Consider the following 19,518-nt stretch of genomic DNA (forward strand, 5'->3'; position numbering starts at 1 on the left):
ACAGGGATGCCCCAGAGAGGAACATGCCGAAAATGACGAACAGAGAGAGTATCCCGATACCTGGAAGCGCTTCCACAAGAGCTGCAAAAGAGCGAATGACGACGATCCGGGACAATATCCACGATGATCGCGTTCGTATCGCCTTGGACCTGGCTGACACGAAATCCTTGAATATCAAGCGTAGATTTGATCAACTGGGACACGAGCATGAGTTCCTCCGTGGTAGCTGGTGTGTGTGGTAACCACCTAACTACCCGAGGGGACTCATGCTTTTCAAGTCTATGGCCTCACTTCATGCACAGATTCTTGAGTGGAGCCTACATGGGAAAAGGCTGGATTGGGGCTTTTGACTGTGCGAGCCCAAATCCAGGCGATGACTGTCAGCTCCCGGCCCAGGTAAGATGCCAAGTCCGGTCGTTCGTCCACCATATCTTTGGTGATTTTGACCTTGGGGTAGAGGTGGCCTATCCGCTTTTCCGCCTCTTTGCGCATCCAGTGACCATAACGGCGGACGTCTTCAGCCAGCCCTTGTGCCCCAGTCCAGTCGTGTTGGCCCCTTTGGTCTCCCTGCTCACCATCAGGAATTGGTCCTACAGGTGCTTTGCCTGCAAACTTGGGCGGGATCTCGATCATGGCCTTGTTGATGAGCACGGCCACAGGATTGAGGTCCGAGGCATAGGCCTCCAGGCCGAGACGCTGGGCTTCCAGAGGAATAGCTCCTCCACCAGCAAAAGGATCATGAAAGGCAGGCAGTTTATCCGGGTCAAATCCGGGTTTGCCCTTATTCATCTCACAGGTTTCCCGCCAAGACTTGCGGATTTCTTCCCTGGCCTTTTCCAGGAGCTCCTCATTATTGGTGTTTTCCCACTTGACCAGCTCCCTGAGAATATCAAACAGGCGCTCACGTTCCCTTTGGGCATCCTTCTTGGTCTGACCTGGATATTTGCCCCAGCCGCGCTCTCCGCCGGGATCATTGACTAGTTGGGCAAAGAGCACTGCCCGGGCTGCGGCCAAAGGGCGCCTGGCCCACCACAGGTGCAGAGTGGAAGGATGACCATGGCGGATAGACTTTTCCCTGGCTGCGGCAGCGTTAATTTCATCCAGGGGGAGGGCGCATTCTATGAGTTTCTTGGGGGCTTTGATCATATGTTCATTCTCTCTCAAAGGACGAGCTTCCAAATTTGCCATCACAAGCTAAACAACCAGTGAGGTAACTCATCTCAAGTTCGGTTGTACATAAAGAACCACAATATTCACATTCATGAAGCTCTTCCTCATCAAATGAGTTCAGACATTGTAAACACAGATAAAGGCCTCCAAATGGAACAACTGTCTCAAATCCTTCGCATTCAGAACAATGTGCTCTAGAACCACCTCCTTCCTTTATGCGTAAGTTTTCTTTGGTTCCATCAATAATTTCTAACAAATCTTGTGTAGTATATTGAGCTAAGCAATGTGCGCACTTACATTCACCTTCATTTGTGACAATCCTTTCTTCACATTCTTCACAATAGAATGAGAAAAAGTTTGAATCAGATAAAGAACAAACCAAACATTCTCCTTCAAAGTAAACTGCCTCATCTTCTTTTGTAATTTCATATACACGCATTGAATTAAATAAACATGCTGGGCACTTAATTATGATATTTCCATCAGATATAAGTTTATTGATATCTTCTTTGACTAAGGCATATTTTGTCTCTAAGTAATCTCGATGTTTTTTCATTTTTTGATCTATACCAAAATCGATATCAGCATATAATTGAAATACATTTGTCCATCTATCTCTTATTATGTGGTTCAAATAGTACATGGCAACGTATTGTTGTTTCATTATTTCATATACATAACCATCATGAAATAAAATGTCTTTGTGAAAGAAATGAACCATCTTATTGCGTAGGTCACGAATCTTATTAAATGAGTTTAATTCTTCTTTTGTTAGTCCATCAGAAACGATTTTATTTAAGCGTTCATTAGCATCTTTTAGGGATACCGATTGAAATTTACCTATCTCAAAATTATCTCTGTCAGCATCTTGTGGTTTGGTGAGGATGAGAGTCCAATGTTCATGCATCAGTCTAGCTTTCATTAGTAATTCAAGAGCAGTATAAAAATGAATGATTGAGTATTTGGGCTTTTCTTTGACTTCATCAATAGCTTGATCAAGAAAATCATAGGCATTTTCTAAAATATTTTTCATGGCTTCTTCATTATTCATTTTAGTTCGCATATCTCATATCTCATTTTGGTGTTTTAGCAGTATTTATGAAGTCCATCCATCTTTTTGATGAATCACAGAGTGAGCAATTCGTTAACATCATAATTCAGGCTGGCTACTCCCCAGTCAGGTTCAACCTTGAAGGGTTTTTGCACATAGTAGGGGCCGTCCGGTGTATCGTCCTCGTCCACAAAGACCACGGCCAACCAGAACTTATCTTCCTGATTCAGGGCGTACATGATCTCATTGCGAGTTACAGTGATGGTGCTCTGCCCCTTGCCCCGGCCCTTGACCTCAATATGCCGGTCTGCATGGCCTTCCTTGTAGGCTGAAACATCCCAGCCGCATTTTTCAGCAGAGACGTCTTTGACCTTGTACCCTTGAGTCTGTTCATGCTCCATGACTCTGTGCATCGCGATTTGCTCTATGTGCTTCCGTCTATGGGCATCCTGACTGAACAGGGCCTCATCCTGTCCTTTGCGCCTGGCCAGAAGTCCGGCCGGAACAACCAAGGCAGCGCCCACCACCACAGGGGAACTGGAGACCACGCTGCGTTTGGCCATGAGCTCCTTGGTCCGCTGTTCCAGGCGGGCGCGGAGCTCTTCCGCCCTGCGCCTGGCGTTTTCCGGCTGCATGCGGGGCTGCTTGCCGGCCTCCATGGCTTCTTTAAGGTGAAAGTATCGATCCTGCCAATGATCAATTTCTTTGGTCAATCGCTCATGTACTGCATCCAGGATTTTTTTGACCTGGCGTTCCCTTTGTTCTTTGATCTCCTGGAAGTGCTCAGGAACAAGCTTTTCAGCGGCGTAGGAAAGGGCCTGCTGCTCAAGGGTGTCGCTGAGCCAGGGCTGATTTAATACATCTTGGATCAGGACCTGGTCGCTGTCAGCCAGGGGTTCCATATCCAGGTGCGGCGCCCATCCGGCATTGGTCACCGCGCCCTGGGAATCGATCTGCACAAACTGGATGCGTCTGGAGGCAACCTGGCGCTCGTTCTGGCCATAGGCGCTCTCTCGCACTGCATGGTCCAGCATGACCAGGACCTTGGGGGTGTCGGTCTCATCTGTGGGATCGACAAAGATGGTTCCTTGCTTGAACTTGTTGGCGTGGGCCTCGATGATCAGGTCGGTCAAAGCGGCCATAAGGGGATGGCCGGGATGGACCAGGCTGGCCATGGGCTTGCCGTACACCCGGACCAGGTGGCGCTCAAAGCAGATCCGTTCATATCTTTTCAAGACCGGGTCCCGGCCCCCGATAACCCGGTCCCGTTCCCGGACAACTCCTGGCACATAGCGTATCTCATACCTGCCGGTTTCCCGCTGGCGCAGCTCGCCTTGAAAGGCCTGAAAGGCCTCCATGAAGAAGGCGCGCACAAAATGTGGCTGGAGTTTTCTGGCCTCGGCCTTTTCCAGTTCTTCTTTGACTGCATAGAGCTGCTCCCTGGTCATGACTTCTTCGGCCAGGGCGTTGCGGTTCATGATCTCTCGCAAGTGCTGGGTATCCAGGGCGCCTTCCACCTGCTTCTCCAGTCTGGCCCGGACCTCGGGATCGTCTCCGTAGCGGATGGCCTCCACCAGCATGTCTTTAAGGGATTTGCCTTCAAAGACCTCGCCCAAAATATCAAAGACCCGTCCGCCCAAGGCCTGGCGTTCATTATCAAGTTTTTGAAACAAGCGGTAAAAGACGTCGCCTTCCCGGGTGTCCATGGCCACCATGTTCCACAGGTGGCAGATCTCGGTCTGGCCAATGCGGTGAATGCGGCCAAAGCGCTGTTCCAGGCGGTTCGGATTCCATGGCAGGTCGTAATTTACCATCAGGCTGGCGTTTTGCAGGTTCACTCCTTCCCCTGCCGCGTCCGTGGCCACCAGAATGAGAGCCCCTGGGTCAAAACGAAAGGTTTCCTGGGTCTTGCGGCGCTGGTCTCTGCCCATGCCTCCATGGATGGTCAGCACTGTGTCATGATCTCCGAACAGATCGGCTATGCGGTCTCTTAAGTATCTTAGAGTGTCCTTGTGCTCAGTAAAGATGATAAGCTTGAGTCTTTTGCCCCTGGAATCCTTCATCCGGTCGTCGTCCTGCAAGATAGAGGAAAGCTGTTCCCATTTGCAGTCCTTCCCGGAGTGGACCACGGTTTTGGCCTTGCTTTCCAAAGACCTTAAGGTGGCCACTTCATTTTCCAGCTCTTCTATGGTCCTGGCTGCGGTGGCCTGGTCCACCAGGGTATCGGCCAGATTTTCAAATTCTGATTCTGAGAGTTGTTCATCGGCATCCTCAAAATTATCAACCCCGAACTCGGCATAGGTTTCAGCCACCAAATGACCTCGGTGCTGGACCTTTTCATCTTCTATGCGCCGTTCCAGGCGCTGCCGCCTGCGTTTTAAGGACTGGTATATGGCTTCCGGGGAGGAGGCCAGGCGGCGCTGGAGCATGGTCAGGGCAAAGCCCACAGATCCCCTGCGCTTGCCGTCCAGATTGTCGGCCTTGTTCATTTCGTTTTTGACGTAGTCAGTGACCAGGGCATAGAGTTCGGATTCCAGGTCAGATAGGCGGTAGGTAGCGGTGATGGCCCGGCGCTCAGGGAACAGGGGCGTGCCGTCGAATTTGAGTAGCTCTTCTTTGACCATGCGCCGCAGCATGTCCGAGATGTCCACCTGATGCACTCCGTCCCGAAACCGGCCGTAGAAACGGTCTCCGTCCAAGAGAGACATGAAGAGCTGAAAGTCCGCTTCCTTGCCATTGTGGGGTGTTGCGGTCATGAGCAGGAAATGTCGGGTCCGGGTGGACAATAGCTCACCAAGCAGGAAGCGCTTGGTCTTGGTCACCTTGTTGCCAAAGTAGCTGGCAGACATCTTGTGGGCCTCATCCACAATGATCAGGTCCCACTCGGTATTGGCCAACTTTTCATAGAGCTCATCGCTTCTGGCCAGCTGATCCATCCTGGCAATGATCCGGTCCTGATCTTCAAAGGGATTTCCGGAATGGGAGTTATTCATCATGTCCCGGGTGAAGATGGAAAAGATCAGCCCGAATTTTTCATACAGCTCATCCTGCCACTGTTCCACCAAGCCTCCGGGGCAGACCACCAGAATGCGCTTGGTGTCTCCGCGCATGATCAGTTCGCGAACAAATAGACCGGCCATGATGGTTTTGCCCGCACCGGGGTCGTCGGCCAGCACAAAGCGCAGGGGCTGTTTGGTGAGCATGTGCTGATACACAGCTGTAATTTGATGCGGGAGGGGGTCCACGTTGGAGGTGTGTACCGCCATCATGGGGTCAAAAAGGTAGGCCAGTTTTATGCGCTGGGCTTCCAGAGCCAGTTTGAAATCCTGGGCCGGGGCATCAAAACCCCAGGGGCAGCCAGACTCAGCCAGGGAGATGGTCGGTTCGTCCGAGCGAAAGAGCATTCGCTCCCCCAGGCGACCGGAACCATCCCGATAAATGGCATTGATAGCGTGTTCGCCCAGCTTTTCTGTGGAGACTATGCGGACAATCTTGTCCTGTTCAATGCCTGTGACCTGCTGACCAGCGGAGATCTGCTCCAGTTTGAGCATAGGAAGGCCTTTGGTTCATTTGGAGGGGTAGATATTGATACAGGCCAAGAACATAGGACACAGAGTATTACTTACCATCCGTTTGGGATATCTGAAGCTGGGATAAAGGTCAATGAGATGACATAAAATGACGTGCTGTGTGAACGATAGGGTTTGTACTCAGGGGAGGTCAGAAAAACATGACTTCCCATTTGTTGGCGGTTACCTAGAGTGGGATGGGCAAAAGTTAATGAGGAGGTAGCAAATCAAATAGGTAGGGACAGGATAGGGACAAATTGGGTAGGGACAGAAAAAAGGGGTTAGACCGTATGATCTAACCCCTTGAATTTATTGGTAGCGGGGCCAGGACTTGAACCTGGGACCTTCGGGTTATGAGCCCGACGAGCTACCAAACTGCTCCACCCCGCATCGCCGTGTGACAAGAAAACAATCTATCCAAATGCGGATTGTTTGTCAAACATTTTTTGCATTTTTTTTCGAAAAAAGGATCTTAGTAGCCCACGTCCTGGTTGATGAGGATAATCTTTATCCTTTCCGGAGGGTTGCACTTTTCAGTAATGGTCCAGGTGTTGCAAATTCGGTCCGGACTGGAGCAGTCCTCGCACTGAAAGGTCTTCACGCAGGGCGTTTTCTTGTTCAGCCGGATGGTGTTGGCCGGAGCGGCAAAATCCTTGATCCGCTCAATGGCCTGGTCCATGTCGGTAACGATCTTGTTCCGTCCGATGAGCAGGGCCACGTGCCTGGGCCCGAAGGTGAGAGCGGCGACCCGGTTGCCCAGGCCGTCCAGATTGACCAGATGCCCTTCCTTGGTCACGGCATTGGTACTGGTGATGAACAGATCTGAGAGCAGAGCCTGCCGCCGACGTTCCAGGAACTCTTCCTTGGGGGCGGACGTGTCGTAGGTGTCAAGGACCTTGATGTCCGTACGCTTTTTGAGGTCAGCGTAGAGCCCGGAGTCGACCACGGTCATGGACCCGCCGAAGGAAACACTCTGGGGCTGAACCTGATCAAAAATCTTGGACCAGAACAAGGTTGCGGCCTGATCGAGTGAATCGGCTATCCAGACCTTGAAGTTGTTGTCTTCCAGCACGGCCTGCACGGTTTCCAGCTTCCCGCGCCAATACGTCTGCAGGGCGGAATCGCTCATGTCAATATCTCCTTCTCATATTGTTTACGTTTCTTGGACCTAGCCTGTGGATTTTTGGAGTTTGCCATCTCTTCTGTGTGCCCACTTTCGGCCCGGTATTTTCTAAGCCCCGCCAAAGGGGGATCCCTGCCCCCTCCAGGCACTCACATGCTGGACATTGCTTTCAGATGGACTGAGCATATCATGCATGTGAGTGCCTGGTTTCCCCCTTTTGGCGGGACCAAGAAAATGTGCGGGCCTGCCGGTCACGGCACCCAGAAGAGACGGCAAGCTCTTATGTATGTTATTTTGTGTCGAAAAGTCTTGTTTACTCGCCACATATGGGGCCGTCCATGTCCAACCGGGAGGGAATATCCCTGGTACAGAAAAGAGAGTAGGGATTTTTGGGGGGAAAGGTCAACCGGTCCGGAGAAAGTCGGATAGTGCTTAAGGGACGTGCAGGTGCCGTTCCTTGACTGAGAAGCAAAATCAGAGTATTCAGGCCTCTTCTTTGAGGATGTATCCATAAACTCAATATTCGGCTTGTAACCGACGGAAATCCTACTTCGAAGGAGGAAGCAGATATGAAGCGCACATTTCAGCCCAGCAAGGTGAGCCGGAAGCGAACCCACGGCTTTCTGGTCCGTTCCCGGACCAAGGGCGGGCGGGCCGTCCTGCGCAGACGCCGGGCCAAGGGCCGTAAGCGTCTGGCAGTGTAGATTCATCTATTGAAGGGACCCTACCGCGATGTATTGCTGCTGTCCGGCCCAGGGAGAAGAGGGGCCTGCACCGCGGGCCCTCTCGTTCTCGTATCCTCGATCCCTTCGTCTTACCCATCGCACCCAGTATGTCGCCTGTTATCAGGGAGGGAAGAAATTCCATTCCTCCAATTTTCTCCTTTTTGTCCGCAGACGGGAGGATGATGGGGCCAGGGTCCGTTTCGGCACGGCAGTGAGCAAAAAAATAGGCAAGGCCGCGCAGCGGAACAGGGTCAAAAGGCTGCTCCGGGAATTCTTTCGCCGACATCAACATGAGGTGCAGGCAGATCTGGACATAGTTGCTGTGCCCAAACGCCATATACCAGTCGCGAAATTGGGGTATGCATCCGTTGAGCGGGAACTGAAACCAGTCGTGGACAAGGTCGTCACCAGTGTACGCTGAGCTGCAGGCCGGATATTTGGTCCGAAAACTGTGCATCGGCTTGGTACGCATGTACCAGGTTGCCGTATCTCCATTCCTTCCTGGAAGCTGCCGCTTTATTCCATCCTGCTCCGAATACGCGATAGAGGCTTTTGCCCTGCACGGATTTTTTCGGGGGCTTGGGCTCACCCTGGGACGGGTGCTCAGATGTCATCCTCTGGCTCGCGGCGGCCTGGATCCTGTTCCCGAAATCGAGCCGGTCGGAAAAGGCGACAGAAGCACCTGCGCCTATGCCTTGCACTCAAGTGCCGGGAGGGAAAGCCGGAGCCCTGCCGGAGTTTGCCCAGCGGAGCGTGACGTTATTTATTAATCTCTGATGTGAGAGGATCGAAGGTCGAACATGAACGACAACTGGCGAATCTTTGTAGCCTTGGGTTTAACTATGCTGGTCCTGGTGGGGTGGAATCTGCTGTTTCCTCCTCAGCAAATCCAGGAACAGAGTCGAAATCAGACCCAAAGCAGCCCGCAACAGGCAGAGCAAAAGGCGGACTCCCGTTCTCCGACCCCTGAGAAGCCGCAGCCGGAGGCGGATGGAGCTCTGAGCAGCGATGCGCAGGCTGTTTTTTCAGCCGGCGGATCAAAGACCCTGCAGGTGGACACTCCCCTGTATACTGCCGTGTTCAGCTCCCAGGGAGGGATCCTGAAGCATTTTTATTTAAAAAACTACAAAGAAACCATTGAGCCAGATTCTCCACCTATCGACCTGGTGAGCAAAAAGACACTGGCCAAGGCCCCGATGGGCCTGTTGTGGAACCGGTCTCCAGTCTGGCAGAACGCAGAATGGTCCGTTCAGGGTCAGGATGTACAACTGAGCGGAGGTGAATCAGCTCAGCTCGTCTTTCGGGGGGAGATCCACAACGGGCTGGAGATTGTCCGGACATTCACCTTCCAGGCAGACAGCTATGCTGTGGACGAAGACCTGAAGGTACGCAACGCCGGGGATTCCTACGTAAGCGGCGTGTTAAGCCTGACCATGGCCAGCAGCGGGCTGGTGGCCAATGAAAGCAGATACAATACGACCAGCATCGCCCATTATGCCAACCAGCACTTAAATAAGGAAGATGACAAGGATGACCTGGGGCTGGGCATCGCTTCCGACAACCCTGTCAATTGGGCCGGGGTGGACAGCAACTACTTCCTGCTCTCGGTGGTTCCCACCTCCCAGGACATGTTCTTCAAAGGCAAGCTGGAAGATTCGGTCTACAGGGTGGCTTTGGAGCAGAATACTGGCATTGAGCCCGGACAGAGCGAGCAGATAGCCGCCAGCTACTACCTGGGACCCAAGGAGCAGAAGCATCTGGCCCAGGTGGGCAACAATCTGATCGGGGCCCTGCATTATGGATGGCTGAACATTATAGCCCGTCCGCTTGTACAAGTCCTTAAATTTTTCTATACCTATGTCGGCAACTACGGAGTTGCAATCATCCTCTTGACCTTTGTGATCAAGCTCATCTTTTGGCCCCTGTCGCACAAGAGCTACAAGTCGATGGAGAAGATGAAAAAAATCCAGCCCATGATGAAGGAGCTCAAGGAAAAATACAAAGATGACCGGCAAAAGATGAATCAGGAGCTGATGCAGCTGTACAAGACCTACAAGGTCAATCCGGCCGGTGGGTGCCTGCCCATGCTCCTGCAGATACCGGTATTCATCGGTCTGTACGAGGCCCTGCTGGGAGCGGTTGAGCTGCGTCACGCCTCGTTCATCTCCCATTTTCCGTTTACCGACATCGTTTGGCTGGCCGACCTGTCGTCCAAGGACCCGTTTTATATTACCCCGGTGGTTATGGGGTTGAGCATGTTCTTGCAGCAAAAGCTGTCTCCGACGGCGGGCGATCCCACTCAGGCCAAGATCATGATGATAATGCCCATCTTCTTGACTTTTATCTTTCTCAACTTTCCGGCCGGTCTGGTTGTGTATTTCTTGACCAACAACTTGTTGTCCATCTTCCAGCAGTGGAGGCTGATGCGCAAGGCATAACTGACCGAGCGAACAGGCTGCAAGGAATGACAGGAGTGGATATGCAGGATATGAAGCGATTTGAAGCGAAAAGCGTGGAATCAGCCATTGAGCAGGCCTGTACGTATTTTAATACGACCAAGGACGGCTTGGACATCGAAGTCATAGACAGCGGCTCAAGCGGAATTTTCGGTCTGGGAGGAAGAAACGCCGCCATTCAGGCCGCTGTTCAGAAGAAGGCCCAGGGAAATGACAAGACCTCCCAGGGCAGGGATAAGGAACCACAGGGCAGGGACAAGGGCCCCCGGGCCAACGACAAAAAGTCACCGGACAATGGTAAAGAACCACAGGGTAACGACAAAGAGATCCGGGGCAATGAGCAGGAGCTTGCAGAGCTGGTCCAAAGCGTTGTGAGCAGGTTGCTGGCCCCGTTGATTGATGCCCCCACTCTGGATGTGCAGTTTGAGCAGGACCGGATCAATGTGACTATCCAAGATCAGGAATATTCCGGTCTGATTATCGGAAAGGAAGGGCAGACAATCAGCTCCCTGGAGTACATGGTCAACCGGATTGTGGCCAAGAGCTGGCCGGAGCGGGTCTATGTCCAGCTTGATGCCGGGGGATACCGCCAGCGTCAGGATGACCAGGTCCGGCAGAAGGCCTTGTATCTGGCCCAGAAAGTCAAGGAGTCCGGAAAGGCTCAGAGCACAAAACCCATGAGCTCCTACCATCGCAGGCTGGTTCATGTCGCCCTGCAGGATGAGACCGATCTCATAACCCGTAGCAAGGGGGATGGGCCCATGAAACGGGTGCTCATTGCCCTGAAAAAACGGAAGGAGCAACAGGAGGCCACCCAGACGAACCAGGAAGGGTCAGGAGCTGAGAGCGACAAGCAGTAGGCCAATATACCCTTCATTGCAATGCGTATGTAAAAGCGGCCTTCGGCGGTCGACACCCCGCACACCCTGGCCTTTCCAGGCATACACAGGCTGACGAAACTCTTCCGGGTCCGGCCTTGGCTTCCATGGCCCGGGTTTGACCACGACTTTAAACCTTTACCGGCACAAGCGGAAGTTGACCGCTTGTGCCTTTTTTCTCCCACGCCACTATGGACTCCACGGATACCATCGCAGCAGTTGCCACCCCTCTGGGCCGGGGCGGAATCGGGATAGTCCGCATCAGCGGTCCGAAGAGCCGGGAGATAGGCGAGACCCTTTTCGTCTCGGCCCGGCGGGATTTCGGTGGATTCGCATCTCACGTCCTGCACCATGGGTGGATCGTGTCCTGCCAGGGGCAAAGGATCGATGAGGTCCTGACCAGCTTTATGCCGGCTCCGGCCTCCTACACCGGGGAGGATGTCCTGGAGATCAACAGCCACGGCGGTCCGGCCGTGGTGCAGACAATCCTGGAGCTGGTTCTGGAGCAGGGAGCGAGGCTGGCTGATCCAGGCGAGTTCACTCTCAGGGCCTTTCTCAACGGGAGAATGGATCTCAGTCAGGCCGAGGCAGTGGCCGAGATGGTCGAGGCCGACACCAGGATCGGACTGGATTTGGCCGGCGCAAAGCTGGGCGGGGGCCTGCGGGAAACTGTCCACTCCCTGCGCAGCCGTCTGCAGGGACTTTTGGCCCGGCTCATGGCGGAGCTGGATTTTCCGGAGGAGATGGCCGAGCATGCCGAGGAGATGGAAACAGCGGAATATGTGTGCGCTGAGCTGAATACGGTTCAAGAGCAGCTGCACTCTCTCCTGGAGGCAGCCTCCAGGTACAGGTGCTATCGGGAAGGGGCTTTGGTCGTTCTCTCCGGGCCGGTGAACGCCGGAAAATCCAGTCTGCTCAATGCCCTTCTGGGCCGGAAACGGGCCATCGTGACCTCAGTTCCCGGAACCACCCGGGACTATCTGGAGGAAGGCCTGAATCTGGATGGCCTGCCCATCCGTCTGGTGGATACCGCCGGCCTGCGCCAGACCGAGGACGAGGTGGAGAGGGCAGGGCTGGAGCAGGGCGCTGACCTCATGCAGCAGGCGGATCTGGTTTGTCTGGTCTTTGACCGCTCCCGGGAGCTGGATGCTGACCTCCGGGAGGCGGCCGGGAGGCTGGGAACGGCCAGGGTCCTGGCTGTGGGCAACAAGCAGGACCTGATCTTTGATGAATGGGATTCGGAGCGCTGGTTCAGGGACCGGGGCTTTTCCTGTGTGGCTGTTTCCGCGCTCACCGGAGACGGGGTTGATGCCCTGGCTCGGGCCATCCGGGAGAAGATCGTGGGGCTGAGTCCGGAACCGGCCGGGGATGAGCTGGTGCCCAATATGCGGCAAAAGACATTGCTGGAGAAAGCCCGGCAGGCCCTGGGTGAGGCCGGGCAGGCCATTGAGTCGGGGATGCCCCCGGATGTTGTCCTGGTTCCCCTGCAGACCGGCGTGGACCGGTTGGGAGAGATTACCGGGGAGATCTCCAGCGAAGATGTCCTGGACCAGATCTTTTCCCGTTTCTGCATCGGCAAATGATATATGCTTGGTCGGCGAACACTCCAGCGAAAATCCGTTTCTTTTTAGTCAGTTAGGCTTGCGGTCAGTCTGCGCAACAGCCTGGCCCCCTGTTTCCATGAGCTCAAAATCGATTTGCAGCCGCTTGAGGCTGACATTGACCAGCCGGACCCGGACCTTTTGGCCCAGGGTGAAGGTCCGGCCTGTGTGCTGGCCGACGAGCTTGTGCTCCTTGGGCACATACAGGTAATAGTCGTCGGTGACTGTGGACAGCCGAACCAGGCCCTCGGCCATGACCTCAGTCAGCTCCACCCAGAATCCGAACTCGCTCACTCCGTTGATCAGTCCGGAATACTCCTCCCCGATCCTGTCCTGCAGAAAGCAGATGGTCATCCGCTTCAGTATTTCCCGTTCAGCGTCCATCGCGGTTCGTTCAGTGCGGCTGATGTGCAGGCTGAGCTTGCGCAGGCCCTTGCGTCCATGTCCCGGGGGCGCATCCGGGTCCAGGGCGGAGCGCAGGCAGCGGTGGACGATGAGATCGGCATAGCGCCGGATCGGAGAAGTGAAATGGGTGTAGCAGCTGGAGCCCAGCCCGAAATGCCCCATGTTGTCCGGGCTGTAGGAAGCCTGCATCATGGTCCGGAGCATGAGTCGATTGACCAGAAACTCCAGGTCGCTGCCCTCGGCCGCGGTGAGCAGGGCCTGCAGGCTCTTGATGTCCGTGTCCGTGGGGAGATGCTCAGCGAGGTCGGTGGAACGTAGGAGTTTGAAGAGGTTGAGCAGCTTGTCCGGATCCGGGTCCGGATGGATGCGAAACACTGACGGCCGGCCCTGCTCCTGCAGGTATTCAGCCACTGCCTCATTGGCCGTTATCATGAACTCTTCGATGATCTGGTGGCCGAAGTGTCTGGCCCTGGGCCGAATGTCCCTGGTTTCCCCCTGCAGGGTGAATAAAAGCTCCGGTTCGGGGAGATCGAAATCCAAAGACCCGCGTTCCCGGCGGCGGTCATGGAGCTGTCGGGCCAGGGCATGGGCCTTCTCGAGCATGGGCAGAACGTCTTGCATCTCTTCTCTGGACCGGGGATCCTCGTCCAGCACGGCCGCTTTGACCTGGCTGTAGGTAAGTCTGGACTGGCTGCGGATCACGGCCGGATAGTACTCGGCCCGCAGACGTTTTCCCTTCAGGGACATGGTCATGTCCACGACCATAGCCAGTCTGGGAACCTGGGGGTTCAAGCTGCACAGGCCGTTGGACAGGGCAGGGGGGAACATGGGTTCCACGGACTGGGGGAAGTAACAGGAGTTTCCCCGGGTCCGGGCCTCCCGGTCCAGCGGAGATCCGATGGGGACATAGTGGCTGACATCGGCAATGGCCACCAGAAGCTGGTACCCCTGGTCGGTTCTTTGCACACAGATTGCATCGTCGAAGTCTTTGGCCTCTGCCCCGTCTATGGTCACAAAAGGACGTCCGGTGAGGTCCTTTCGTCCGGCCCTGTCCTCGGCCGTCGGGTCGCGAGGCAGGCTTTGGGCCTGTTCAAGGGCCTCGGGAGGAAACTCGGACGGGATGTGATGATTGAGCTTGACCACAGTCTCCTGGACCGTGATCTCGGTTTCCGCTCCCAGGAGCCTGGTGGCCTGGCCCTGCCACAGATCGCTGTCCAGGCGTTCTTCAGGGGTGAGGACAACCACCTCGCCCGGCTTAGGCCGGGTGGGCAAGGAGGAGACCTGGACCAGAAAGTTGATGTGCAGATTCGGATCCATGGGCTGGGCCCAGAAGAGGTCGGATTTCATCTTTTTGTGCACCACGGCCGGGACGTCCTTCATGCGGCGTTCCAGGATGCGCACAATGCGGCCTTCCGGATTTTTCCCCTTCCGCTGGGGCATAAGGGCCACGACCACCCGGTCCCCGGGCCAGGCATCCCCCAGATTGGCCGGAGCGACAAAGATGTCCTTCCGCCGCTGGTCGTCGGTGAGGACAAAGCCTGCCCCGGAGGAGATCATTTCCAGCCTGCCCCGAACCAGGGACATGCGCTCCGGGAGGCCGAAGGCCTTGCCCCCGCTCAGGCTGATCAGCTTGCCCTCGGCGGTCAGGGAATTCAAAATGGAGTGAATGCGTTCCCGGTCCTCGCTTCCGGGCCGCAGCTCCTTGAACATATCCTTGAGCCGAACCGGGGATTGGTGGTTCCTGACTATTTCCAGGATCTTTCCGGCGGTTATGTGCTGCTTTTTTTTCCGTTTTCGTGCCATGACGCTTTGTGCTATCCTTTAGGCCTTCATTTTTTCGGGTCTTCGACGTAGCCTGTGGATTGTAGGGTTTGCCATCTCTTCTGGGTGCCCACTTTTGGCCCGGTATTTTCTAAGCCCCGCCAAAGGGGGATCCTGCCCCCTCCAGGCACTCACATGATGGCCATTGCCTTCAGATGGACTGAGCATATCATGCATGTGAGTGCCTGGTTTCCCCCTTTTGGCGGGACCAAGAAAATGTGCGGGCCTGCCGCTTACGGCACACAGAAGGGACGGCAAACTCTTATGTAGATGCGCCTGCAAAAAATATGTTTTTGCAGGCAGTGTTAAGTTTTAAGTTGAAAGTTTTAAGTGAAATCAAGTAGTTGTAAATTTTAATTTGTGCGTTTAACCCCAGTCTTCGACTTTTTGCAGTTGAGTCTATGTATGCAATTTCACTTTCTGTGTCCAAGAGCCATTTTTTCTGTCTGCATAGCGACCACTGTGATCCAAACGAAAGGCAATCCTAAACCCGAGTTTGCTGTTTCACAAGGATAAATGCATGAGCGTTACCAAATTTGCCATTCCGGAGATTATTTTCGGGCAGGACTGTCTGGCCTATGTCGGTCCATGTGCCAGACGCAACGGAGGAAAGCGCGTTCTTCTGGTCAGCGATCAGGGCATAGAAGAAGCCGGATGGGTGGAAAAGGTAATCGACGCTTTGGACCAGGAAGGTCTGAGCTGGGTGTACTACAATACAGTGGATTCCAATCCCCGGGATTTTCAGATCCGGAGGGGAGCCAGGTTCTACGAGCGGCAGCGGGCGGATGTGATCGTGGCCCTGGGCGGAGGAAGCCCAATGGACACGGCCAAGGGTATCGCTCTGATTGCCAGTAACGGCGGAGCAATAAGTGATTATGAAGGGGCCAACCGTTCATTGGCCGGGGAATGTGCGTGAACTGCGCAACGTCTTGGAACGCAGCCTGATCTTGGCCGAAGGGAACTGTATTACTGAACACGATCTGCCGGCCGAGATATCGGCCCTGGCTGTGGAGAAGGCTCAGCCCTGGAAAGAAGCCGGTCTTTCCCTGCGGGAGGTGGAGAGGCGGCATATCAGGAAAGTCCTGCATCTATGCAATGGACATCGGAGTCGAGCGGCTGTTCTGCTGGGCATCACCCGCAAAACCCTGTACAGAAAGCTGCAGGAACTGGAATGAGTCATTATGACTCAACTGCGAGTGCTCAGGGTCAAAATGACTCCTCTTGTAACCTTCCGGAATATCAATCTAATCTAAATGTCTCCCCCTGGCTGTCCTCTTGGCGGGGAGTTCTGCCCCTTTCATCTTATCCGTTTCAAAAGATATTCCTCTATCTCTCCTGACTTGTTATATAAATGATCTTGGCCTTCTTTTTGCAAAGTTTGTTGATATACGAGGTTGCCTTGGAGGGATCAGTCTGGAATTCCAGTCTGATCCAGGCAAGGTCCGCTCAAACGAGGCAAAAAAGATTCGGCTTCTACAACCTTTTTTTCAGGAGGGATGTTATGGCAGTACGCGAACAAGTCAACGGTTTTTTTATCCCCAGCGTGACTCTGATCGGAATCGGGGCGCATAAGGAAGTGCCGGATCGGATGAAGGCATTGGGCGGGAGCAAGATCTGTCTGGTGACGGACAAGGGCATTACAGAGGCCGGAATCACCAAGCAGATGACGGATCTTATAGAGAAAAGCGGCCTGCAGGTGGCGGTTTTCGATGAAACCGTGCCCAATCCTACTGACAATAATGTCCATGCCGGCGTGGAGTTCTACAAGAAGAATAACTGCGATTCGTTGATAACCCTGGGGGGCGGCAGCTCTCACGACTGCGGCAAGGGCGTTGGGCTGGTCATCAGCAACGGGGGCAAGATCCATGACTTTGAAGGCATCGACAAGTCCACCAAGCCCATGCCTCCCTATCTGGCCATCAATACCACGGCCGGAACAGCCAGTGAGATGACCAGGTTCTGCATCATTACCGACACCTCCCGGAAAGTGAAGATGGCCATTGTGGACTGGCGGGTGACTCCGAATATGGCCATTGATGATCCGCTGCTGATGATGGGCATGCCTCCTGGGTTGACCGCGGCCACCGGGATGGATGCCCTGACCCATGCCGTGGAGGCCTATGTCTCCTTGGCCGCAACTCCAATGACCGATGCGTGCGCATTAAAGGCCATTGAGATCATCGGCCAGTCCCTGCGGCCGGCGGTGGCCAACGGCCAGGATGTTCAGGCCAGGGAAGATATGTGCTATGCCCAGTACCTGGCCGGGATGGCGTTCAACAACGCGAGTCTGGGGCACGTGCACGCCATGGCCCATCAGCTCGGCGGATTCTACGATCTGCCCCACGGGGTGTGCAATGCCATTCTTCTGCCCCATGTGGAACGGTTTAACCTGATCGCCAAGATGGACCGGTTTGTGGATATTGCCAAGGCCCTGGGCGAACAGGTGGACGGTCTTTCCAAGCGGGATGCGGCGGATAGGGCTTTAAGCGCAATCGAAAGGCTTTCCACTGATATCGGCATTCCCAGAGGCTTGGCTGATCTGGGGGTCAAGGAGGAGGATATAGCGACCATGACCGCCAATGCTCAGAAGGATGCCTGTGGGTTCACCAATCCCAGGTGCCCGACGGACGAGGATGTGATGGCCATCTATAAGGCCGCTTTGTAGAATACGACTACAGAAATCCGAACTGCAGCGGCAGCCCGGCTGAGGTTTTTGGTTCTTCATCCGGGTGCCCTGTGGAGTCTGGGGCGGAAAGGAGCAGGAAAGAGGGAGGCTCAAGCAGGGCCTCCCTCTGTTTTGTTCCGGCTTTGGTATGACAAAATTGACAGAGCTGTCCCCCTTGCTCCATGAAGGCAAACTGCATACTATTATCGTGTACTTAAGAAGCAGAGAAACCTCTGGTGAGTCTGTTCAGCACAGAGGAAAGATTGGAAAACACAGATCGTGCATTCAAGGAGGCCTGCATGGACAAGATTTTGCGTATTGATGTCAGCGGAGCTCGGCCCTCTTTCAAGGAAGAAGGCCTGGGCGAGTACGCCGGCCTGGGCGGCCGGGCTTTGACCTCGGCGGTAGTCAATGCCGAGGTCCCGGCCGATTGCCATCCCCTGGGGCCGGAAAACAAGCTGGTTATCGCCCCCGGCATGCTCAGCGGTACTGCCGCCGTAAACTCCGGTCGTCTCTCCGTGGGCTGCAAAAGCCCCCTGACCGGGGGGATCAAGGAAGCCAACGCCGGCGGACAGGCGGCCCAGGTCCTGGCCAAGCTGGGGTATGCAGCCGTGATTCTGGAAGGCGAACGAAGCGGCGACGATCTGTATGTTGTGCGCATCAGCAAGGATGGGGTCAAGATTGAGGCGGACAGCAGCGTACGGATGCTGACCAACTATCAGCTGGCCGAGAAGTTCAAGGACGAATACAGCAAAAACGGGTCCATGATCAGTATCGGCACAGCCGGAGAGATGCGCATGGCCAACTCCACTGTGGCGGTGACCGACCCGGAAGGACGCCCGACTCGGCATGCGGGCCGGGGCGGAGTCGGTGCGGTCATGGGCTCCAAGGGGATCAAGACCATCCTGGTGGACGGAGCCGGAGCCAAGATGCTTCAGCCCAAGGATCCGGAAAAGTTCAAGGCCGCGAACAAGGTGTTTACCGAAGGCCTGCAGAAACACCCGGTCACCGGGCAGGGCCTGCCGACGTACGGGACCAACATCCTGACCAATGTGGTCAATGAGGCCGGGGCCTATCCGAGCTACAACTTCAAGACCGGCCGGTACAAGGATGCAGCCAAGATCAGCGGTGAGGCCCAGGCCGAGCTGGAGACCAAGCGGGGGGGCAATCCCACCCACGGCTGCCACCGCGGATGCGTTATGCGCTGCTCCGGGGTGTTTGTAGACAAGGACGGCAACTACGTGACCAAGCAGCCGGAGTACGAGACCGTCTGGTCCCACGGCGGAAACTGCGGGATCTGCGATCTGGACGAGATCGCCAGGCTGGATTTCCTGGACGACGACTACGGGCTGGACACCATTGAGATGGGCGCGACCATCGGGGTGGCCATGGAGGCCGGTCTGCTGGAGTTCGGGGATGCCCAAAAGGCCATTGACCTGGTCCATGAGGTGGGCAAGGGCACGCCGTTGGGCCGGATCCTGGGCAGCGGGACCGGAGCAACCGCCAAGGCCTTCGGTCTTGAACGGGCCCCGGTGGTCAAGAATCAGGCCATGCCGGCGTATGATCCGCGGGCTGTGAAAGGGGTGGGGGTGACCTACGCCACAACGCCCATGGGTGCGGATCACACCGCCGGATATGCGGTAACCGCCAATATTCTGAAGGTGGGCGGCGAAGTGGATCCCCTCAAGGCCGAAGGCCAGGTGGATCTGTCCCGGAATCTGCAGATCGCCACAGCGGCTGTGGACGCCACCGGCATGTGCCTGTTCGTGGCCTTTGCTGTTCTGGATCAGCCGGAGACCTTTCAGGCCCTGATCGATATGCTCAATGCCATGTACGGACTTGAGCTCACCGCAGACGATGTGAGTGAGCTGGGCAAGTCCATCCTAAAGAATGAACGGGACTTCAATGCCCGGGCAGGCTTTACGGCAGCCCATGACCGGCTGCCTCGCTACTTCCGGAGGGAAGCCCTGGAACCGCACAATGTGACCTTTGACATCTCGGATGATGAGTTGGACACAGTGTTTAACTGGTAGCTCCAGCTGCTCATGCACCCC

At 55.1% G+C, this 19,518-nt stretch carries 14 protein-coding genes, 1 tRNA gene and 2 pseudogenes; 10 read left to right on the top strand and 7 right to left on the bottom strand.

Features of this window, described 5'->3' with window-relative positions; translation table 11 throughout:
* The 6 genes and pseudogenes from N902_RS20125 to N902_RS0104690 all read right to left on the bottom strand — a co-directional run.
* Positions 1-209 (bottom strand): annotated as a pseudogene (locus N902_RS20125) (ISL3 family transposase); the annotation flags it as partial.
* 70 nt (positions 210-279) lie between these two features.
* Complete coding sequence (locus N902_RS0104670; RefSeq protein ID WP_027369990.1) at positions 280-1,146, bottom strand: DUF1156 domain-containing protein; 867 nt, start codon at positions 1,144-1,146, stop codon at positions 280-282.
* Between the two features lie 4 nt (positions 1,147-1,150).
* Positions 1,151-2,221 carry a hypothetical protein gene (locus N902_RS0104675; protein ID WP_153304139.1) on the bottom strand — a complete coding sequence of 357 codons (1,071 nt, stop codon included), beginning with the start codon at positions 2,219-2,221 and terminating at the stop codon, positions 1,151-1,153.
* A 74-nt stretch (positions 2,222-2,295) separates the two neighbouring features.
* On the bottom strand, positions 2,296-5,772 hold the full coding sequence (locus N902_RS0104680) for a helicase-related protein (protein WP_027369992.1): 3,477 nt from the start codon (positions 5,770-5,772) through the stop codon (positions 2,296-2,298).
* A gap of 331 nt (positions 5,773-6,103) precedes the next feature.
* Positions 6,104-6,180: transfer RNA gene (locus N902_RS0104685), tRNA-Met, on the bottom strand.
* Positions 6,181-6,262: 82 nt separating this feature from the next.
* Positions 6,263-6,919, bottom strand: a complete 657-nt coding sequence (locus N902_RS0104690; protein ID WP_034621626.1) for a lactate utilization protein — start codon at positions 6,917-6,919, stop codon at positions 6,263-6,265.
* A gap of 563 nt (positions 6,920-7,482) precedes the next feature.
* Between N902_RS0104690 and rpmH the strand changes: the two genes are divergently transcribed.
* From rpmH to mnmE, 6 genes are all read left to right on the top strand, one after another.
* Positions 7,483-7,617: a 50S ribosomal protein L34 gene (rpmH, locus tag N902_RS0104695; RefSeq protein WP_027369994.1), complete on the top strand. Its 135-nt coding sequence runs from the start codon at positions 7,483-7,485 to the stop codon at positions 7,615-7,617.
* 28 nt (positions 7,618-7,645) lie between these two features.
* Positions 7,646-8,059, top strand: a complete 414-nt coding sequence (rnpA, locus tag N902_RS16415; protein WP_051564301.1) for a ribonuclease P protein component — start codon at positions 7,646-7,648, stop codon at positions 8,057-8,059.
* Complete coding sequence (gene yidD / locus N902_RS19105) at positions 8,049-8,408, top strand: membrane protein insertion efficiency factor YidD (RefSeq protein ID WP_341830620.1); 360 nt, start codon at positions 8,049-8,051, stop codon at positions 8,406-8,408. The genes rnpA and yidD overlap by 11 nt, the downstream gene beginning before the upstream one ends.
* Positions 8,409-8,438: 30 nt before the next feature.
* On the top strand, positions 8,439-10,076 hold the full coding sequence (yidC, locus tag N902_RS0104710; RefSeq protein ID WP_027369995.1) for a membrane protein insertase YidC: 1,638 nt from the start codon (positions 8,439-8,441) through the stop codon (positions 10,074-10,076).
* A gap of 41 nt (positions 10,077-10,117) precedes the next feature.
* Positions 10,118-10,954, top strand: coding sequence for an RNA-binding cell elongation regulator Jag/EloR (gene jag / locus N902_RS16425; protein WP_051564302.1), 837 nt, complete (start codon positions 10,118-10,120; stop codon positions 10,952-10,954).
* Positions 10,955-11,163: 209 nt separating this feature from the next.
* Positions 11,164-12,555 (top strand): tRNA uridine-5-carboxymethylaminomethyl(34) synthesis GTPase MnmE, encoded by a 1,392-nt coding sequence (gene mnmE, locus N902_RS0104720; protein ID WP_027369996.1) that lies wholly within the window; start codon positions 11,164-11,166, stop codon positions 12,553-12,555.
* A gap of 48 nt (positions 12,556-12,603) precedes the next feature.
* Here mnmE and rnr read toward each other — a convergent pair whose 3' ends face one another.
* Positions 12,604-14,781, bottom strand: coding sequence for a ribonuclease R (gene rnr, locus N902_RS16430; RefSeq protein ID WP_051564304.1), 2,178 nt, complete (start codon positions 14,779-14,781; stop codon positions 12,604-12,606).
* Positions 14,782-15,319: 538 nt separating this feature from the next.
* Between rnr and N902_RS0104735 the strand changes: the two are divergent.
* The 4 genes and pseudogenes from N902_RS0104735 to N902_RS0104755 form a co-directional block, all read left to right on the top strand.
* Positions 15,320-15,691, top strand: a pseudogene (locus N902_RS0104735) (iron-containing alcohol dehydrogenase); the annotation flags it as partial.
* Between the two features lie 16 nt (positions 15,692-15,707).
* The gene (locus N902_RS0104740) at positions 15,708-15,974 is read left to right on the top strand and encodes a helix-turn-helix domain-containing protein (protein ID WP_027369998.1); all 267 of its coding nucleotides are present in this window, start codon (positions 15,708-15,710) and stop codon (positions 15,972-15,974) included.
* 326 nt (positions 15,975-16,300) lie between these two features.
* Entirely contained in the window at positions 16,301-17,464 is a 1,164-nt protein-coding gene (locus N902_RS0104745; protein WP_027369999.1) for an iron-containing alcohol dehydrogenase, read from the top strand.
* A 299-nt stretch (positions 17,465-17,763) separates the two neighbouring features.
* Entirely contained in the window at positions 17,764-19,497 is a 1,734-nt protein-coding gene (locus N902_RS0104755; protein WP_027370001.1) for an aldehyde ferredoxin oxidoreductase family protein, read from the top strand.
* Positions 19,498-19,518 lie beyond the last annotated feature (21 nt).

Origin of the sequence: Desulfovermiculus halophilus DSM 18834 (genome assembly GCF_000620765.1) — a bacterium.
GTDB classification, from domain to species: Bacteria; Desulfobacterota; Desulfovibrionia; order Desulfovibrionales; family Desulfothermaceae; genus Desulfovermiculus; species Desulfovermiculus halophilus.

What these genes read in the sequence shown, in the direction of transcription:
- N902_RS0104690 (WP_034621626.1), bottom strand. Translation starts at nt 6,919, where the DNA reads ATGAGCGATTCCGCCCTGCAGACGTATTGGCGCGGGAAGCTGGAAACC.
- jag (WP_051564302.1), top strand. Translation starts at nt 10,118, where the DNA reads ATGCAGGATATGAAGCGATTTGAAGCGAAAAGCGTGGAATCAGCCATT.
- mnmE (WP_027369996.1), top strand. Translation starts at nt 11,164, where the DNA reads ATGGACTCCACGGATACCATCGCAGCAGTTGCCACCCCTCTGGGCCGG.
- yidC (WP_027369995.1), top strand. Translation starts at nt 8,439, where the DNA reads ATGAACGACAACTGGCGAATCTTTGTAGCCTTGGGTTTAACTATGCTG.
- N902_RS0104675 (WP_153304139.1), bottom strand. Translation starts at nt 2,221, where the DNA reads ATGAATAATGAAGAAGCCATGAAAAATATTTTAGAAAATGCCTATGAT.
- rnpA (WP_051564301.1), top strand. Translation starts at nt 7,646, where the DNA reads ATGTATTGCTGCTGTCCGGCCCAGGGAGAAGAGGGGCCTGCACCGCGG.
- N902_RS0104755 (WP_027370001.1), top strand. Translation starts at nt 17,764, where the DNA reads ATGGACAAGATTTTGCGTATTGATGTCAGCGGAGCTCGGCCCTCTTTC.
- N902_RS0104670 (WP_027369990.1), bottom strand. Translation starts at nt 1,146, where the DNA reads ATGATCAAAGCCCCCAAGAAACTCATAGAATGCGCCCTCCCCCTGGAT.
- N902_RS0104745 (WP_027369999.1), top strand. Translation starts at nt 16,301, where the DNA reads ATGGCAGTACGCGAACAAGTCAACGGTTTTTTTATCCCCAGCGTGACT.
- rpmH (WP_027369994.1), top strand. Translation starts at nt 7,483, where the DNA reads ATGAAGCGCACATTTCAGCCCAGCAAGGTGAGCCGGAAGCGAACCCAC.
- N902_RS0104680 (WP_027369992.1), bottom strand. Translation starts at nt 5,772, where the DNA reads ATGCTCAAACTGGAGCAGATCTCCGCTGGTCAGCAGGTCACAGGCATT.
- rnr (WP_051564304.1), bottom strand. Translation starts at nt 14,781, where the DNA reads ATGGCACGAAAACGGAAAAAAAAGCAGCACATAACCGCCGGAAAGATC.